16 protein-coding genes are annotated in these 15,363 nt (G+C 68.9%); 10 read left to right on the forward strand and 6 right to left on the reverse strand.

All coding sequences use genetic code 11. The features are described from left to right. Positions 1-264 (forward strand): F0F1 ATP synthase subunit epsilon, encoded by a 264-nt coding sequence (locus ABD708_RS17520; RefSeq protein ID WP_344756892.1) that lies wholly within the window; start codon positions 1-3, stop codon positions 262-264. A 167-nt stretch (positions 265-431) separates the two neighbouring features. Beyond that, on the forward strand, positions 432-1,187 hold the full coding sequence (locus ABD708_RS17525) for a YaaA family protein (RefSeq protein ID WP_344756894.1): 756 nt from the start codon (positions 432-434) through the stop codon (positions 1,185-1,187). Between the two features lie 241 nt (positions 1,188-1,428). On the opposite strand, the gene ABD708_RS17530 is transcribed toward ABD708_RS17525, so the two are convergent. Beyond that, positions 1,429-2,013 carry a DNA-3-methyladenine glycosylase I gene (locus tag ABD708_RS17530; RefSeq protein WP_344756896.1) on the reverse strand — a complete coding sequence of 195 codons (585 nt, stop codon included), beginning with the start codon at positions 2,011-2,013 and terminating at the stop codon, positions 1,429-1,431. Continuing rightward, the gene (locus ABD708_RS17535) at positions 2,010-2,510 is read right to left on the reverse strand and encodes a methylated-DNA--[protein]-cysteine S-methyltransferase (protein WP_344756898.1); all 501 of its coding nucleotides are present in this window, start codon (positions 2,508-2,510) and stop codon (positions 2,010-2,012) included. Before ABD708_RS17535 ends, ABD708_RS17530 begins: the two co-directional genes overlap by 4 nt. 153 nt (positions 2,511-2,663) lie before the next feature. Between ABD708_RS17535 and ABD708_RS17540 the strand changes: the two genes are divergently transcribed. Next, positions 2,664-3,725, forward strand: coding sequence for a dipeptidase (locus ABD708_RS17540; RefSeq protein WP_344756900.1), 1,062 nt, complete (start codon positions 2,664-2,666; stop codon positions 3,723-3,725). Positions 3,726-3,749: 24 nt separating this feature from the next. After that, a complete protein-coding gene (locus ABD708_RS17545) occupies positions 3,750-4,718 on the forward strand; it encodes an aldo/keto reductase (RefSeq protein WP_344756902.1) in 969 nt (322 codons plus the stop codon). Between the two features lie 18 nt (positions 4,719-4,736). On the opposite strand, the gene ABD708_RS17550 is transcribed toward ABD708_RS17545, so the two are convergent. Both ABD708_RS17550 and ABD708_RS17555 read right to left on the reverse strand, forming a co-directional pair. Beyond that, positions 4,737-5,126, reverse strand: coding sequence for a PIN domain-containing protein (locus ABD708_RS17550; RefSeq protein WP_344756904.1), 390 nt, complete (start codon positions 5,124-5,126; stop codon positions 4,737-4,739). Beyond that, on the reverse strand, positions 5,114-5,371 hold the full coding sequence (locus tag ABD708_RS17555) for a type II toxin-antitoxin system Phd/YefM family antitoxin (RefSeq protein WP_344756906.1): 258 nt from the start codon (positions 5,369-5,371) through the stop codon (positions 5,114-5,116). Before ABD708_RS17555 ends, ABD708_RS17550 begins: the two co-directional genes overlap by 13 nt. A gap of 76 nt (positions 5,372-5,447) precedes the next feature. Here ABD708_RS17555 and ABD708_RS17560 point away from each other — a divergent pair, with 76 nt between their 5' ends. The 5 genes from ABD708_RS17560 to ABD708_RS17580 all read left to right on the forward strand — a co-directional run bounded on the left by ABD708_RS17560 (position 5,448) and on the right by ABD708_RS17580 (position 11,806). After that, positions 5,448-6,095, forward strand: a complete 648-nt coding sequence (locus ABD708_RS17560; protein ID WP_344756908.1) for a TetR/AcrR family transcriptional regulator — start codon at positions 5,448-5,450, stop codon at positions 6,093-6,095. Further along, complete coding sequence (locus tag ABD708_RS17565; RefSeq protein WP_344756910.1) at positions 6,089-7,819, forward strand: ABC transporter ATP-binding protein; 1,731 nt, start codon at positions 6,089-6,091, stop codon at positions 7,817-7,819. Before ABD708_RS17560 ends, ABD708_RS17565 begins: the two co-directional genes overlap by 7 nt. Next, on the forward strand, positions 7,816-9,810 hold the full coding sequence (locus ABD708_RS17570) for an ABC transporter ATP-binding protein (RefSeq protein WP_344756912.1): 1,995 nt from the start codon (positions 7,816-7,818) through the stop codon (positions 9,808-9,810). The genes ABD708_RS17565 and ABD708_RS17570 overlap by 4 nt, the downstream gene beginning before the upstream one ends. A 96-nt stretch (positions 9,811-9,906) precedes the next feature. After that, a complete protein-coding gene (locus ABD708_RS17575) occupies positions 9,907-10,983 on the forward strand; it encodes a DUF4192 family protein (RefSeq protein ID WP_344756914.1) in 1,077 nt (358 codons plus the stop codon). A gap of 67 nt (positions 10,984-11,050) precedes the next feature. After that, positions 11,051-11,806: an HAD-IIB family hydrolase gene (locus ABD708_RS17580; RefSeq protein WP_344756916.1), complete on the forward strand. Its 756-nt coding sequence runs from the start codon at positions 11,051-11,053 to the stop codon at positions 11,804-11,806. Positions 11,807-11,896: 90 nt separating this feature from the next. On the opposite strand, the gene ABD708_RS17585 is transcribed toward ABD708_RS17580, so the two are convergent. Next, positions 11,897-13,306 (reverse strand): aspartate aminotransferase family protein, encoded by a 1,410-nt coding sequence (locus ABD708_RS17585; RefSeq protein ID WP_344756918.1) that lies wholly within the window; start codon positions 13,304-13,306, stop codon positions 11,897-11,899. A 34-nt stretch (positions 13,307-13,340) separates the two neighbouring features. Further along, complete coding sequence (locus tag ABD708_RS17590) at positions 13,341-13,823, reverse strand: Lrp/AsnC family transcriptional regulator (RefSeq protein ID WP_344756920.1); 483 nt, start codon at positions 13,821-13,823, stop codon at positions 13,341-13,343. Between the two features lie 88 nt (positions 13,824-13,911). Here ABD708_RS17590 and ABD708_RS17595 point away from each other — a divergent pair, with 88 nt between their 5' ends. Further along, a complete protein-coding gene (locus tag ABD708_RS17595; RefSeq protein WP_344756922.1) occupies positions 13,912-15,351 on the forward strand; it encodes an aminobutyraldehyde dehydrogenase in 1,440 nt (479 codons plus the stop codon). Positions 15,352-15,363: the final 12 nt, after the last annotated feature.

Genomic DNA, 15,363 nt, shown 5'->3' on the forward strand with positions numbered 1-15,363 from the left:
ATGGCGAAGCTGCTCAACGTCAGCGTCGTCGCCGCCGACCACAAAGTCTGGTCGGGCGAGGCGGCCATGGTGGTCGCCAAGACCACCGACGGCGAGATCGGCGTGCTGCCCGGTCGCGAGCCGCTGCTCGGCCTGCTCGCCAGCGGCCAGGTGCGTCTGACGCTGCCGGGCGGCGAGCGGATCACGGCGAACGCCGAGGGCGGATTCTTCTCCGTCGCCGCCGACATCGTCACGATCGTCGCGAGCCGCGCAGAGCTCGTCTGAGTTCATTGCCGCGCCTGTCCTGGCCAAGCGCGAGTCGTTGCGCGAGGCGGCGAGCACGTAGCCGCCTCGCTGCGGCTGAGTGATTGCGCCGGCTACGTCTCTGTCTCTCACGGAAGTCCCGTCCCGGTTTCGGGGCGGGACTTCCGCCGTCTCCGTCAGGAATCCGATTGCTCCTCCTTCTCCCGCCGTCCGAGACCAAGCGCCCCGGTGGCGAGCCCGGCACGCGGCTCACGCTGTCGACGCTGCGCTACCCGACGCTGACGGCCGCCCGGCGCGCCACCCTCGACGCCGTGACCGCCTTGGCGCAGGATCACGAGGCGGCGGTCACAGCGCTGAAGCTCGGCGTGAGGCAGCACCACGAGGTGGCGAAGAACCGTGTGCTCGAGAGCTCGGAACTGCTGCCGGCCGCCGAGCGCTATACCGGCGTGCTGTACGACGCCCTCGATGCAGCAAGCCTGCCGGCCCCGGCGCGTGAGCACCTCGGCCGGAACGTCGTGATCCACTCCGCGGTGCTCGGACCGATCGGGGCTCTCGACGCGATCCCCGACTACCGGCTGTCTCACGACTCGCGCCTTCCCGGCATGCGGCTGAAGGCGATCTGGGCGGATGCCGCGGCCGAGGCGCTGGCGGCAGAAAGCGGCCTCGTGCTCGACGCCCGCTCGCGGGGCTATGCAGCGCTCGGTCCGGTTCCGCACGGGGTGTGGCTCGAGGTCGTCGCAGAGAGTGCCGATGGCCGCCGCCGCGCCCTCAACCACTTCAACAAGCACGCGAAGGGTGAACTGGCGCGCGTCTACGCCCTCAGCGGCGAGCGGCCACAGACCGTCGCCGAACTGGTCGAGTGGGGAGCCGCTCACGGCTTCCGGCTCGAGGCCGGGCCGGCAAGCCCAGCGGAGACGCGGCGCATCACCCTCGTCACCGGCTGAGTCGCTCCGAGCGCTCTCACCCCGTTCAGGACGGTCCCCGAAAAGGGGTAGTCGGTCGTCCAGGGAAAACCCCATCGCGGCCCGTAAGTGAGATATGCTCAATCTAGGTCGGGCCGAGGGGCACGCGCGAATCGGTCGCCGCCCCGCATTCTCCCCCAAGAACACGCTCTGCGGTCGGGCAGCAGCGTGACATGCGGGGCGATGGGATTCGGTACGCGTCTAGGGGTGCGCCTCGGTCCGACTATGCATCAGCACGCCAGCAACCGGTGACGTGATCATCGACGAGGCCGGCGGATTGCATCAGCGCATACATCGTGGTCGGGCCGACGAAGCGGAACCCCCGCTTCCGCAGCTCCTTGCTGAGCGCCGTGCTCTCAGGGGTGACGGCCGGAACGTCGAGGAATGAGGCAGGCCGCGGCCGCGAGCCCGGCTCGGGCGCGAACGACCACACCAGCTCGACGAGCGGCTCGTCGAGGGCGAGCAGCGCTTGCGCGTTGCCGATCGTCGCCTCGATCTTGCCGCGGTGGCGGATGATGCGCTCGTCCCCGAGCAGCCGGGCGATGTCGGCCTCGCCGTATTGCGCGACGATGGCGGGATCGAAACCGTCGAAGGCGGCGCGGAAGCCCTCGCGTCTGCGCAGGATCGTGATCCACGACAGGCCGGCCTGGAAGCCCTCGAGGCAGATCTTCTCGAAGAGGCGCCGCTCGTCTTTCAGCGGGTAGCCCCACTCGTCATCGTGGTACGCGATGTACTCGGGGCTGGACACCGACCAGGCGCAGCGCAGCTTGCCGTCGGCGCCCGCGACGGCGTCACGATAGCCGCTCATGCCGCGAGGGTGATGCCCTCGTGGGCGAGCAGCCAGAGCTTCGTCGGGATGCCATCGCCCCCGCTGTAGCCCGTGACCCTGCCGCTCGACGACAGCACTCGGTGGCAGCCGATGAGCAGCGGCACGGGATTGGCGCCGACGGCGCCGCCCACCGCGCGGCCACCCGTGAGCAGGCCGAGCTCGTGCCCGATCTCGCCGTAAGAGGTGAACTCGCCGAACGGCAGCTTGGCGAGCACGGCCCACACCGACTTCTGGAAATCGGTGCCGGCGAGATGCAGCGGAAGGTCGAAGGCGGTGCGCTCGCCGGCGAAGTACTCGCCCAGCTGCCGCACGGCCTCATCGAGCACGGCGTTGGAGTTCTCGGGCAGCGCCTCGAGGGGAAGGTGCCCGTCGCGGGCGATCGACAGCGAAGTGACGGCATCGCCGTCGCTGGTCAGCTCGAGGCGGCCGATCGGCGAATCGGTGCGCGCCAGGAAGAGGGGAATCGCGGTGGTCATGTCTCGACAGTAACCGCGGCCACCGACACCCGCTCGCGGGAATCGGACATCGGTTGAGAACGGAACGACGCGGCCGCCTGTGCTGGGGGAGTCCTGCGCAATTCGCGCGCAATTCGCGCACGATCCACCGCTCCGGCAGACCAGGATGGAGGCGTGACCGATGCTGCTGCCATTGTCCGAGACGCCCTCGCCCGGCATCCGATCATCGACGGCCACAACGACTGGCCATGGGCGCTCCGCGAACAGCGCGACGGCGCGCTCGACGGCCTCGACGGGGACCAGAGCGCCCACTTCCACACCGATGTCCCACGACTCGGAAAAGGGGGAGTGGGCGGCCAGTTCTGGTCGGTCTATGTCGAAGACCGCGGTGCCGGCGCCGAGCACGTGCGCGAGACGCTTGAGCAGATCGACGTCGTGCAGCGGCTCGCGACGCGCTACCCCCAGCACTTCGCCCTCGCGCGCACAGCGGATGACGTCGAGGCGGCGCGGCGCAGCGGCAAGGTCGCGAGCTTCCTGGGTGCAGAGGGCAGCCACCAGCTCGACGGCTCGCTCGCCGTGCTGCAGCAGTACGCCCGCCTGGGTGTGCGCTACCTCACCCTCACCCACTGGCGCACGAGCGAGTTCGCGGATTCCGCGACCGACGACCCGCGGCACGGCGGCCTCTCCGACCTGGGCCGGCAGCTCGTGCGCGAGCTGAACCGGCTCGGCATGCTCGTCGACCTCTCTCATGTGGCGGAGACGACGATGCGGGACGCGCTCGACGAGGCATCCGCCCCCGTCATCTTCAGCCACAGCTCATGCCGCGCCGTCACCGATCACGTGCGCAACGTGCCGGATGACGTGCTGCAGCGGATGCCGGAGAACGGCGGCGTCGTCATGATCACCTTCGTGCCCCAGTTCGTCTCGAACGACTACCGCGAGTGGCTCGCGGCGGGCCGCGAGGGTGTGAAGCCGCGCGTCACTGTGGCTGACGTCGCCGATCACGTCGAGCACGCACGGGCCGTCGCCGGCGTCGACCACATCGGCCTCGGCGGCGACTTCGACGGCACGCCCGACATGCCGGTGGGCCTCGAGAGCGTGGCCGGTTACCCCGCGCTGCTCGAAGAGCTCGCTCGGCGTGGCTGGTCGGCCGACGATCTCGCCGCACTCGCGGGCGGCAACACGCTGCGCGTGCTGCGGGCGACGGATGTCGCATTCGAGGCATCCCGCGTCTGATCGTTCGCTCCTAGGCTCTAGTTCATGGCAGAAATCGAATACCGCACCCTCGGCCGCTCCGGCCTCGTCGTCTCGACCATCGGACTCGGCTGCAACAACTTCGGCCGCGTCGGAACCGCGACCGAGACGCAGGAGGGCACGAGTGCGGTGATCGACGCCGCCGTCGATGCGGGGGTGACGCTCTTCGACACCGCCGACATCTACGGCGGTAAAGGTCTGTCGGAGACGCTCATGGGGAACGCTTTCAAGGGCAAGCGCGACCGAGTCGTGCTCGCCACCAAGTTCGGCATGGACATGGGCGGCACGAACGGCCCCGACTGGGGCGCCCGCGCCTCGCGCCGCTACGTGCGCCGCGCCGTCGAGGCATCGTTGACCCGGCTGCAGACCGACTGGATCGACCTCTACCAGCTGCACCGCCTCGACGGTGTGACGCCGATCGAGGAGACCCTCGAGGTGCTCGACGACCTCATCGGCGAGGGGAAGGTGCGCTACATCGGCCACTCGAATCTCGCCGGGTGGGAGATCGCGGACGCCGAGTACCAGGCCGTGCTGCACGGCCACCCGAAGTTCGTCTCGGCACAGAACGAGTACAACCTTCTGGTGCGCGGCGCCGAGCGCGAGGTGCTGCCCGCCGTGAACCGGTACGGGCTCGGCTTCCTGCCGTTCTTCCCGCTGCAGAACGGCCTGTTCACCGGCAAGTTCACCCGCGAGGGCGGTCCCGCCGACAGCCGCATCATGCAGCAGCGCAGGCACATCGTCGACAACGCCCCGTGGGAGCTGCTCGACGAGTACCAGGCGCTCTGCGACGCGCGGGGCGTGACGATGCTCGAGGCGACCTTCGGGTGGCTGCTCGCGCAGCCCGGCCTCAGCTCGGTGATCGCGGGCGCGACGAGCCCCGCGCAGATCGAGGCGAACGTCGCGGCGGCCTCGGCCTGGCATCCGTCGCCCGAGGACGTCGCCGAGATCTCGCGCATCTTCGCCGCGTACGTGTGAGGCTTCGCGACCGGTCGACTACCTGACGGTGACGCCAGGCAGTTCGGCGAAGCGCGCCCGGCGGTCGGTCGACGCGATTGCGCGCCCCGTCTCGCGTGCGTGCGCAGCGATGATGAGGTCGTGCGCGCCGCGCGGTGTGCCGGATTCTCGAACATGCTCGAGCAATGCGGCATGAGCGGCTGCGGTGTGGCGGGTGTAGTCGAGCACCTGAGTCGTTGCCAGGATCTCGTCGAAGAGCGCCTGGCGCCGAGCTGTCGCCTTGCGGGTGGATGCGGCGAGGATGCCGACCTCGAATTCGGCGAGTGAGATCGCGGCGACCGCGAGGTCGTCGTCCGGCTGGACGCCCACGAGTTCCCCGGTGCGCTCGGCGGCAACGAGCAGATTCGTGTCGAGGATCAGGCGTGCCACGGCTCATCCGTCGTGAGGAGTGCCCGCGTCTCGTCGATCACTGCGCCAAGGTCGTCGTCGTGATCGGCCGTCGGCAGCCTTTTGATCGACTCGATCAGCGCGGATGCCCGGTGGCGCGTCATAGGAAGCATGCGGGCCACGGCGCGGCCGTCGCGCTCGATGACGATCTCTTCGGCGCCGTGCTCGACTGCATCGAGGAGGGCGGAGAAGCCGCGCGATGCCTGCGTCGCCGTGATCGTTCTCATGCTCTGATCGTACTCTGATCAATCAGATACCGGTCCATCAATTGCCGAGTGAGCGCTCACTCACTAGAGTGAGCGCGTGACCAAGACGGATGCTTCAGCCGACGTGGCCGCGCCCCGGCGCGCCCCCGCCATGAGCCCCGAGGACCGGCGTGCGCAGATCGTCGACGCGACGATCCCGCTCGTCCTCGCGAACGGCGCCGCCGTCACCTCGAAGCAGATCGCCGAGGCCGCGGGAGTGGCCGAGGGCACGGTGTTCCGCGCCTTCGGCGACAAGGACGCCGTGATCGACGCCGCGGTCCGGAAGTATCTCGAGCCCGGGCCGCTGCGGGCGCGGCTGGGCGCCATCGACGCGACCCTGCCTCTCGAGTTCAAGGTGCGCCAGGTCATCTCGATGCTGCAGCAGCGCTTCCAGGGGGTCTTCGCGATGATGGCCGCGGTGGGCTTGCGCGAGCGGCCGCCGGTGCAGAGGAACACCGGCGAGGGCTATACGCAGGTCATCGCCGAGCTCTTCGCGCCGGATGCCGACCGGCTCGGCATCCCCGCCGACCGGATCGCGCCGTTCCTGCGCGCGCTCTCGTTCGTCACCTCCATCGGGCCCTTCCAGGCCTCCGACCCCATCGAGATCGACGAGCTCGTCGACCTCGCCCTCCATGGCATCACGGGCGACAGGACCTCGTCCCAGGCATCCGTCACCCCCACTCGATCCGAGGAAAACCCATGCTGATCACCCTGCTGCGCCGCCATCTCGGTCCGCACTGGAAGCTGCTCGTCGGCGTGCTGGTGTTCCAGCTCGCCCAGTCGCTCGCGGCGCTCTACCTGCCGACCCTCAACGCCGACATCATCGACAACGGCGTCGCCAAGGGCGACACGGGCTACATCATGCGCGTCGGCGCGTGGATGCTGCTCGTCACGCTCGCTCAGATCGCCTGCTCGATCACGGCCGTGTACTTCGGGGCGCGCGCGGCCATGAGCCTCGGCCGCGATCTCAGGCTCAACATCTTCACCCGGGTCGGCGCGTTCAGCGAGCGCGAGGTGCAGCTGTTCGGCGCTCCGAGCCTCATCACGCGGTCGACGAACGATGTGCAGCAGGTCCAGATGCTCGTGCTGATGAGCTGCACCATGATGGTCTCCGCCCCGATCACCGCGGTGGGCGGGGTGATCCTCGCGGTGCAGCAGGACGGGCGGCTGTCGTGGATCATCGCGGTCGCCGTCCCCGTGCTGCTCATCTGTGTGGGCGCCGTGGTGAGCCGCATGGTGCCGTGGTTCCGCAAGATGCAGGGGCGCATCGACGCCGTCAACCGCGTGCTGCGCGAGCAGCTCACCGGCATCCGCGTCGTGCGTGCGTTCGTGCGCGAGGACATCGAGACGCGCCGCTTCGAAGACGTCAACAAGGACGTCATGGAGGCCGCGCTCAACGCCGGCCGGTGGATGACGACGATGTTCCCCATCGTCATGCTGATCCTCAACCTGTCGAGCGTCGCCGTGATCTGGTTCGGGGCGTTCCGCGTGCAGGACGGCATGCCGATCGGCGCGCTGACCGCGTTCCTCGCCTACCTCGCGCAGATCCTCATGTCGGTCATGATGGCGACGTTCATGGCGGTCATGGTGCCGCGCGCCGCCGTCTCGGCGACCCGCATCGGCGAGGTGCTCGACACCGAGCCGTCGATCGAGGCGCCCGCCGCGCCGGTCACCGAGCTGCACGAGCGCGGCACGATCGAGCTCTTCGACGTCGGATTCCACTACCCGGGCGCCGAGCAGCCGGTGCTCACCGACATCTCCTTCCGTGCCGAGCGCGGGCAGACCTTGGCGATCATCGGCTCGACCGGTGCGGGCAAGACCACTCTCGTGAACCTGCTGCCCCGTCTCTTCGACGCGACGAGCGGCACCGTGCTCGTCGACGGCGTCGACGTCGCCGAGCTCGACCCCGAGCTGCTGTGGAGCCGCATCGGCCTCGTGCCCCAGTGGCCCTACCTGTTCTCGGGCACGGTCGCGAGCAATCTGCGCTACGGCAAGCCCGACGCCACCGAGGACGAGCTCTGGGCCGCGCTGCGCATCGCCCAGGCCGAGGACTTCGTGCGCGAGATGGAAGGCGGCCTCGACGCCGCCATCGCCCAGGGCGGCACGAACGTCTCGGGTGGCCAGCGGCAGCGCCTCGCGATCGCCCGCGCTCTCGTGAAGCGCCCCGAGATCTACGTTTTCGACGACTCGTTCTCTGCGTTGGACCTGGCGACGGATGCCCGGCTGCGCGCCGCCCTGAGAAGAGAGGTCGACGGCGCGACCTTCGTGATCGTCGCGCAGCGGGTGTCGACGATCGTCGACGCCGACCGCATCATCGTGCTCGACGACGGCCGCGTGGTCGGCTCAGGAACGCACGAGGAGCTGCTCGAGGGCAATGAGACGTACGCCGAGATCGTGAGCTCGCAGCTCACCGCGGAGGAGGCACGATGAGCGAGCGCACCGCAGCGCCGGCTGCGTCGACCGGCCCGGCCGCAGGTCCCCGCCGCGGGCCCATGGGCGGCGGCGGCCCGATGGGCATGGGAGCGCCGGCCGAGAAGGCATCCCACTTCGGTCCGAGCGCGCGGCGGCTGCTCGGCCGGCTCGAGCGCGAGCGGCTGGCGGTCGTGCTCGTGGCCGTGCTCGGGGCGGCATCCGTCGCCTCCACCGTGATCGGGCCCAAGCTGCTCGGCGATGCGACGAACATCGTCTTCGCGGGGTTCATCGGCCGTCAGTTCGCGCACCTGCCCGCCGGCACGACGCGCGCCGAGGTGATCTCGGGGCTCGAGCACCAGGGCAACGGCCAGATGGCAGATCTGCTGCGGCACATGGACTTCACGCCGGGGCAGGGCATCGACTTCACCTCGCTCGCGCACCTCCTGATGTGGGTCCTGCTGCTGTACGTGATCTCCGCGTTTTTCAGCTGGGCGCAGGGCTGGATCATGAACGGCGTGGTCGCCCGAACGACCTTCGCGCTGCGGCAGGACGTCGAGGCGAAGATCCACCGGCTGCCCCTTTCCTACTTCGATCGGATGCCGCGCGGCGAGCTGCTCTCGCGGGTGACCAACGACATCGACAACGTGCAGCAGAGCCTGCAGCAGACCATGAGCCAGCTGCTGCAGTCGCTGCTCACCGTGATCGGCGTGCTCGCCTTCATGTTCTGGACCTCGTGGCTGCTCGCGATCATCGCGCTCGTCACCGTGCCGCTCACGATCGTCGTCACGCAGCAGATCGCGAAGCGCTCGCAGAAGCAGTTCGTAGCCCAGTGGCGGCACACCGGCCAGCTGAACGCGCAGATCGAGGAGGCCTTCAGCGGGCACGCGCTCGTGAAGGTCTTCGGCCGGCACCGCGAGGTCGAGGCACGCTTCGCCGCGAAGAACGACGAGCTGTTCGACGCGAGCTTCGGGGCGCAGTTCGTGAGCGGCATCATCATGCCGGCGATGATGTTCATCGGGAACCTCGTGTATGTCGTCATCGCGGTCGTCGGCGGTCTGCTGATCACGAGCGGCTCGCTCTCGCTCGGCAGCGTGCAGGCATTCATCCAGTACTCGCGCCAGTTCACCCAGCCGCTCACCCAGCTCGGGTCGATGGCGAACCTGCTGCAGTCGGGTGTCGCGAGCGCCGAGCGCGTCTTCCGGGTGCTGGGCGCGGAGGAGCAGGAGCCCGACGACGCGGATGCCGAGCCGCTGCGCACGGTCATCGGGCGCTTCGCGTTCGAGAACGTGGCGTTCTCGTACTCACCGGAGGTGCCGCTGATCACCTCGCTGAACCTGGTCGCCGAGCCGGGCCAGACGGTCGCGATCGTCGGTCCGACGGGTGCGGGGAAGACGACGCTCGTGAACCTCATGATGCGCTTCTACGACCCGGATTCCGGTCGCATCACGCTCGACGGCGTCGACACCCGGCGCCTGCGTCGGCAGGAGCTGCGCGACGCGATGGGCATGGTGCTGCAGGACACCTGGCTGTTCGCGGGGACGATCCGCGAGAACATCGCGTACGGGCGGCCGGATGCCACGGAGGAGGAGATCCTCGACGCGGCGCGCGCCGCCTACGTCGACCGCTTCGTGCACTCGCTGCCGGACGGCTACGACACCATGCTCGAGGACGAGGGCGCGAACGTCTCGGCGGGCGAGAAACAGCTGCTGACGATCGCGCGGGCGTTCCTGTCGCGGCCGTCGGTGCTGATCCTCGATGAGGCGACGAGCTCGGTCGACACGCGCACCGAGGTGCTCGTGCAGCAGGCGATGAGCGCTCTGCGGGCGGGGCGCACCTCGTTCGTGATCGCGCACCGGCTGTCGACGATCCGCGACGCCGATCTGATCCTCGTGATGGAGCACGGCGACATCGTCGAGCAGGGCACTCATGCCTCCCTGCTTGAGGCGGGCGGGGCGTACGCCCGGCTGTATCAGGCCCAGTTCGCGGGAGCGGTGGTCGACGAGGTGTAGTCCTCTTGGCCTACACCGGGCGGATTTTCGCGAGTTATTGCAGTTCTGCCAGATTCGTTGCATAAGGCAACGGATTCCTCACGCAGAGTTTCCTGCATGACCCAGACCGTTCCTGTGATGCGCCTCCGCAGTTCCCGCGACGTGGTGGCCGCCGCCTCCCGCCTGCTCGGCTACCGCCCGCGCCGCAGCATCGTCTTCATCAACACGCACGCCGACGGCCGCGTCTCGACCTTGCGCGTCGACCTGCCGGCGCCCGCGCCGCCCGCGGTCGAGAAGAGGTTCATCACCTCGCTGGCGGGCATGCTGTGCAAGGTGCCCGAGGTCGACCGCATGCTGATCGTGGTCTATGCCGACGGGCCGTTCGATGCGGGCGGCGACGTGTCCCGCGCTTCTTTCGTCCGTCCGCTGATCAGCAGGCTGCTCGCGAACGGCTTCGTCGTTCATGACGCGCTGTGCGTCGCCGACGACGCGTGGGGCGCTTACGACGGGCACGACGCCGGCATCCCGCACCGGCTCGACGAGCTCGATGAGGCGCCGCCTGGGGCGGAAGACGCCGACCCGCCGCTTGCCGAGGCCGCCGAGCTCGCTGAGCTGCCCGCCGTCGGCTACCTGGCCAGACGCGCCTTCGACCTCGCTCTCGACCGTGCGCTGCGCGAGACATCCCTCATCAGGCCCGTCCTCGCCGCGGAGGAGGCGCTCGCCCTCGATCCCGCAACGGCGAGCAGCGACGACTTCGCGGCGCTCACGCACGTCCTGCTGCATCCCGAGCTGCGCGATGCGGTGCTGTTCACCTGGGCGTGGGACGGCGAGCGGGGCCTCGAGCTGCTCGACGAGGCCGAGCGCATCGACGAGGGCGAGATCGGCCCGGGCGACGACACCATCGCCCTCGACCTGATGGGCATCGGCGACGCCGAGCCGCCCGATCGCGAGCGCATCGCCCGGGCGATCGCGCTGATGTCGCGCCTCGCCGCGCTCGCACCCGACGACGTCGCGCACGTGCCGCTCACGGTCCTCGCCTGGCTGCACTGGTCGCAGGGGCGCGGCTCCGTCGCCGGCCGCTTCGTCGACCAGGCCCGTGAGCTCGACCCGTCGTACGGCCTGGCCGAGCTGCTCCAGACCGTGCTGCACCAGGGGCACCTGCCGAACTGGGCCTTCGTGATGCCGGGGGAGTGAGGCGGGTGTCGGCGGCAGTGCCGACTACCATCGGGGGAGATCATCGCCGCCCGTGGAGGAAGACCGCATGACCATCGACGCCCAGCTGATCGCCTTCGACCTCGACGACACGCTGGCGCCATCCAAGTCCCCTCTGCCCGACCCCGTGGCGGCCGTGCTCGCCCGCTTGCTCGAACGCGCAGCGGTGGCGATCATCTCCGGCGGCCAGATCGGCCAGTTCCGTCAGCAGGTCATCGAGAGGCTGACGGATGCCTCGCCGGAGCGCCTCGGCCGACTGCACCTCATGCCCGTCACCGGAACGCAGTACTGGCGCTTCACGGGCGGCGCGTGGGTCATGCAGTACGAGGATGGGCTCACCGAGGCGGAGAAGTCGGCGGCGCTGTCGGCCATCGAGACCACCGCGAAGGAGTTCGGCTACTGGGCGAGCGAGACCTGGGGCCCGATCCTCGAGGATCGCGGCTCGCAGATCACCTTCTCGGCGCTCGGGCAGCGGGCGCCGGTCGACGCGAAGAAGGCGTGGGACCCGACGGGGGAGAAGAAGAACCGTCTCGCGGCATCCGTGCAGCAGCAGCTGCCGCAGCTCTCGGTGCGCTCAGGCGGCTCGACGTCGATCGACATCACGCGCAAGGGCGTCGACAAGGGCTACGCCCTGGAGCGCCTCGTCGACGTCTCCGGCATCCCCATCGACGACATGATCTTCGTCGGCGACCGTCTCGACCCCGACGGCAACGACTACCCGGTGGTGCGCACGGGCGTGCGCACCCACGCTGTCACCGGCTGGGAGGCCACGGTCGCGTATCTCGAGGGGCTCCTCGCCGACTGAGGTCGGCGGCCGACGACAAGACGCACGATTCGTCACCCCGAACCGAGCCGGCCGGGTGACGAATCGTGCGTCTTGTGACGAATCGGCGCGCTAGATCTTGGTCCACGCCTCCGAGAGCACGCCCTCGAGGATCTCGCGCATCTGCACGAACTCGGCCGGCCCGATGGTGAGGGGCGGCGAGAGCTGGATGACGGGGTCGCCGCGGTCGTCGGCGCGGCAGTAGAGCCCGTTCTCGAAGAGCTCGTGCGACACGAAGCCCTTGAGAATGCGCTCGGACTCCTCGTCCGTGAAGGTCTCCTTCGTGGCTTTGTCTTTCACGAGTTCGATGCCGAAGAAGTAGCCGGCGCCGCGCACGTCGCCGACGATCGGCAGTGCGAGCAGCTTCTCGAGCTCAGCGCGGAACAGCGGCGAGTTATCGCGGACCCGCTGGTTCAGCCCCTCCTCCTCGAAGATGTCGAGGTTCTCGAGGGCCACGGCGGCCGAGACCGGATGCCCGGCGAAGGTGTAGCCGTGGTAGAAGTTGTTCTCCCCGGTGCGGAACGGCTCGTAGATGCGGTCGCTCACGATGGTCGCGCCGATGGGAGAGTAGCCCGAGGTGAGTGCCTTCGCGCAGGTGATCATGTCGGGCACGTAGCCGAAGTCGTCGGCGGCGAACATCGAGCCGATGCGGCCGAAGGCGCAGATGACCTCGTCGGAGACCAGCAGCACGTCGTACTCGTCGCAGATCTCGCGCACGCGCTGGAAATAGCCGGGGGGCGGCGGGAAGCATCCGCCCGAGTTCTGCACGGGCTCGAGGAAGACGGCAGCGACGGTCTCTGGCCCCTCGAACTCGATCTGCTGGCGGATCCGCTCGGCGGCCCACAGCCCGAACTCCTCCTCGGTACCGCCGGGGAAGCCGGCCTCGGCCGCGCGGTAGTAGTTCGTGTTCGGCACACGGAAGCCGCCGGGCGTCAGCGGCTCGAACTGCTGCTTGAGCCCCGGCAGGCCCGTGATGGCGAGTGCCCCCTGCGGGGTGCCGTGATAGGCGATGGCCCGCGAGATCACCTTGTGCTTGAGCGGTCGGCCGACCAACTTCCAGTAGTTCTTCGCGAGCTTGAACGCGGTCTCGACCGCCTCGCCGCCGCCCGTCGAGAAGAACACGCGGTTGAGATCGCCCGGAGCGAAGTCGGCGAGCCGGTCGGCCAGCTCGATCGCAGCGGGGTGCGCGTAGGACCACAGCGGGAAGAACGCGAGCTGCTCGGCCTGCTTGGCGGCGACCTCGGCGAGACGGCGGCGGCCGTGGCCGGCGTTCACGACGAACAGCCCGGCGAGGCCGTCGATGTACGACTTGCCGCGGCTGTCCCAGATGGTGTGGCCCTCGCCGCGCACGATGATGGGCGTCTCGCCGGCCTCGAGCGGGCCCTGCGAGGACATGTGCATCCACAGGTGGTCCTTCGCCTTCGCGCGCAGGGCCGCGTCTTCAGCTGCGGTGTAGAGACCCGCAGAGATGGTGTCGGTCATGATTGCCGTATTTCCCTTTCGAAGCCGCGCCGAATCAGCGCGTGCCCCAGTTGTAGTGCTGCTTCTGCAGCTTGAGATAGACGAAGGTCTCGGTGGAGACCACGTTCTCGATGGCGCGGATCTCCGCATTGAGCAGCGAGATCAGCTCGTCGTCGCTCTCGCACACGACCTCGACGAGGATGTCGAAGTCGCCCGCAGTGAGCACGACGTAGTCGACGGCGTCGAGCGCTGCGAGCTTCTCGGCGACGACGCGAGTGTCACCGCTCGCACGGATGCCGATCATCGCCTGCCGGAAGAAGCCGAGCTGCAGCGGGTCGGTCACGGCGACGATCTGCATCACGCCGGATTCCGTCAGCTTCTGCACCCGCTGCCGCACCGCGGCCTCCGACAGGCCGACCGCCTTCCCGATCTCCGCATACGACCGGCGGCCGTCGGCCTGTAGCTGCTCGATGATCGCCTTGGAGACGTCATCGAGAGGCTGGGGTCGGGGCGCGATCGGGCGCGGAACGGTCGACATGTAGCGATTCTGTCAGCGGAATCGATGATCGGCAAATGATTCCGCACTGCACAGCGCTGTTTGATGACGAAATCGATAGAGTCGGCGCATGGCCCCAACGCGCACGCTCAAGAACTTCATCGATGGCGGATATACGGATGCCGGGGGCGAGCGCAGCCTGCCCCTGATCGACCCGGCGACCGAGCTCGAGTATGCGCAATCCCCGGTCTCGACCGCTGCGGACGTCGACCGCGCCTTCCGCGCGGCATCCGATGCCTTCGAGGTGTGGCGTGACATGACGCCCGCCGAGCGGCAGCTCGCCCTCTTCCGCATCGCGGACGCCATGGAGCAGCGCGCCGACGAGTTCGCCGACCTCGAGTCGCAGGACACGGGCAAGCCCCGCGCGAACCTCGTGGCCGACGAGATCCTGCTCTCGGTCGACCAGATCCGCTTCTTCGCGGGTGCCGCCCGCAACCTCGAGGGCCGCGCCGCCGCCGAGTACATGAAGGACCACACGAGCTTCGTGCGCCGCGAGCCCATCGGTGTCGTCGGCCAGGTCACGCCCTGGAACTACCCGCTCAACATGGCGGTGTGGAAGTTCGCCCCCGCGCTCGCTGCGGGCAACACGACCGTGCTGAAGCCCTCGGACACGACGCCGCAGTCCACGCTGCTGCTCGCCGAGGTCGCCGCCGAGTTCCTTCCCAGAGGCGTGCTCAACGTCGTCGTCGGGGATCGCACCACCGGTGCCGCGATGATCGACCACAAGGCGCCGCAGCTGGTGTCGATCACCGGGTCGGTGCGGGCCGGCATGGAAGTCGCGCGGGCGGCATCCGCCGATCTCAAGCGCGTGCATCTCGAACTCGGCGGCAAGGCCCCCGTCATCGTCTTCGACGACGCGGACCTCGAGAAGGCGGTCGCCGGAATCGCGGGCGCCGGGTACTTCAACGCCGGGCAGGACTGCACGGCCGCCACCCGCGTGCTCGTGCACGAGAACATCCACGACGACTTCGTCGCCGCGCTCGCCGCCTACGCCCGGGCCAGCACCCCGGTCGGCGCGCCCGATGACCCCGACGCGTACTTCGGCGCCGTCAACAACGCCGACCAGTTCGCCCGGGTGATGGGCTTCTTCGATCGGCTGCCCGACCATGCGTCGGTCGTCACCGGCGGCACGCGCAAGGGGGAGAGCGGATTCCTCATCGAACCGACCGTGCTCGACGGCCTCCGCCAGGACGACGAGCACATCCAGACCGAGATCTTCGGCCCGGTCATCACGGTGCAGACGTTCCGCGACGAGGGCGAGGCGATGCGGCACGCGAACGGCGTGCAGTACGGCCTCGCCTCCTCGGTCTGGACCCGCGACCACGGCCGCGCGATGCGCTTCGCCAAGGGCCTCGACTTCGGCTGTGTGTGGATCAACACGCACATTCCGATCGTGGCGGAGATGCCGCACGGCGGATTCAAGCACTCGGGTTACGGCAAGGATCTCTCGCAATACGGGTTCGAGGATTACACCCGCATCAAGCACGTCATGTCTTTTATTGGAGAATGAGTCAATAAGGCC

It is taken from the genome of Gryllotalpicola koreensis, from assembly GCF_039538185.1.
GTDB classification, from domain to species: Bacteria; Actinomycetota; Actinomycetes; order Actinomycetales; family Microbacteriaceae; genus Gryllotalpicola; species Gryllotalpicola koreensis.

Coding starts and splice junctions, on each gene's coding strand:
- ABD708_RS17520 (WP_344756892.1), top strand. CDS start 1: ATGGCGAAGCTGCTCAACGTCAGCGTCGTCGCCGCCGACCACAAAGTC.
- ABD708_RS17530 (WP_344756896.1), bottom strand. CDS start 2,013: ATGAGCGGCTATCGTGACGCCGTCGCGGGCGCCGACGGCAAGCTGCGC.
- ABD708_RS17535 (WP_344756898.1), bottom strand. CDS start 2,510: ATGACCACCGCGATTCCCCTCTTCCTGGCGCGCACCGATTCGCCGATC.
- ABD708_RS17545 (WP_344756902.1), top strand. CDS start 3,750: ATGGCAGAAATCGAATACCGCACCCTCGGCCGCTCCGGCCTCGTCGTC.
- ABD708_RS17555 (WP_344756906.1), bottom strand. CDS start 5,371: ATGAGAACGATCACGGCGACGCAGGCATCGCGCGGCTTCTCCGCCCTC.
- ABD708_RS17565 (WP_344756910.1), top strand. CDS start 6,089: ATGCTGATCACCCTGCTGCGCCGCCATCTCGGTCCGCACTGGAAGCTG.
- ABD708_RS17570 (WP_344756912.1), top strand. CDS start 7,816: ATGAGCGAGCGCACCGCAGCGCCGGCTGCGTCGACCGGCCCGGCCGCA.
- ABD708_RS17575 (WP_344756914.1), top strand. CDS start 9,907: ATGACCCAGACCGTTCCTGTGATGCGCCTCCGCAGTTCCCGCGACGTG.
- ABD708_RS17580 (WP_344756916.1), top strand. CDS start 11,051: ATGACCATCGACGCCCAGCTGATCGCCTTCGACCTCGACGACACGCTG.
- ABD708_RS17585 (WP_344756918.1), bottom strand. CDS start 13,306: ATGACCGACACCATCTCTGCGGGTCTCTACACCGCAGCTGAAGACGCG.
- ABD708_RS17590 (WP_344756920.1), bottom strand. CDS start 13,823: ATGTCGACCGTTCCGCGCCCGATCGCGCCCCGACCCCAGCCTCTCGAT.
- ABD708_RS17595 (WP_344756922.1), top strand. CDS start 13,912: ATGGCCCCAACGCGCACGCTCAAGAACTTCATCGATGGCGGATATACG.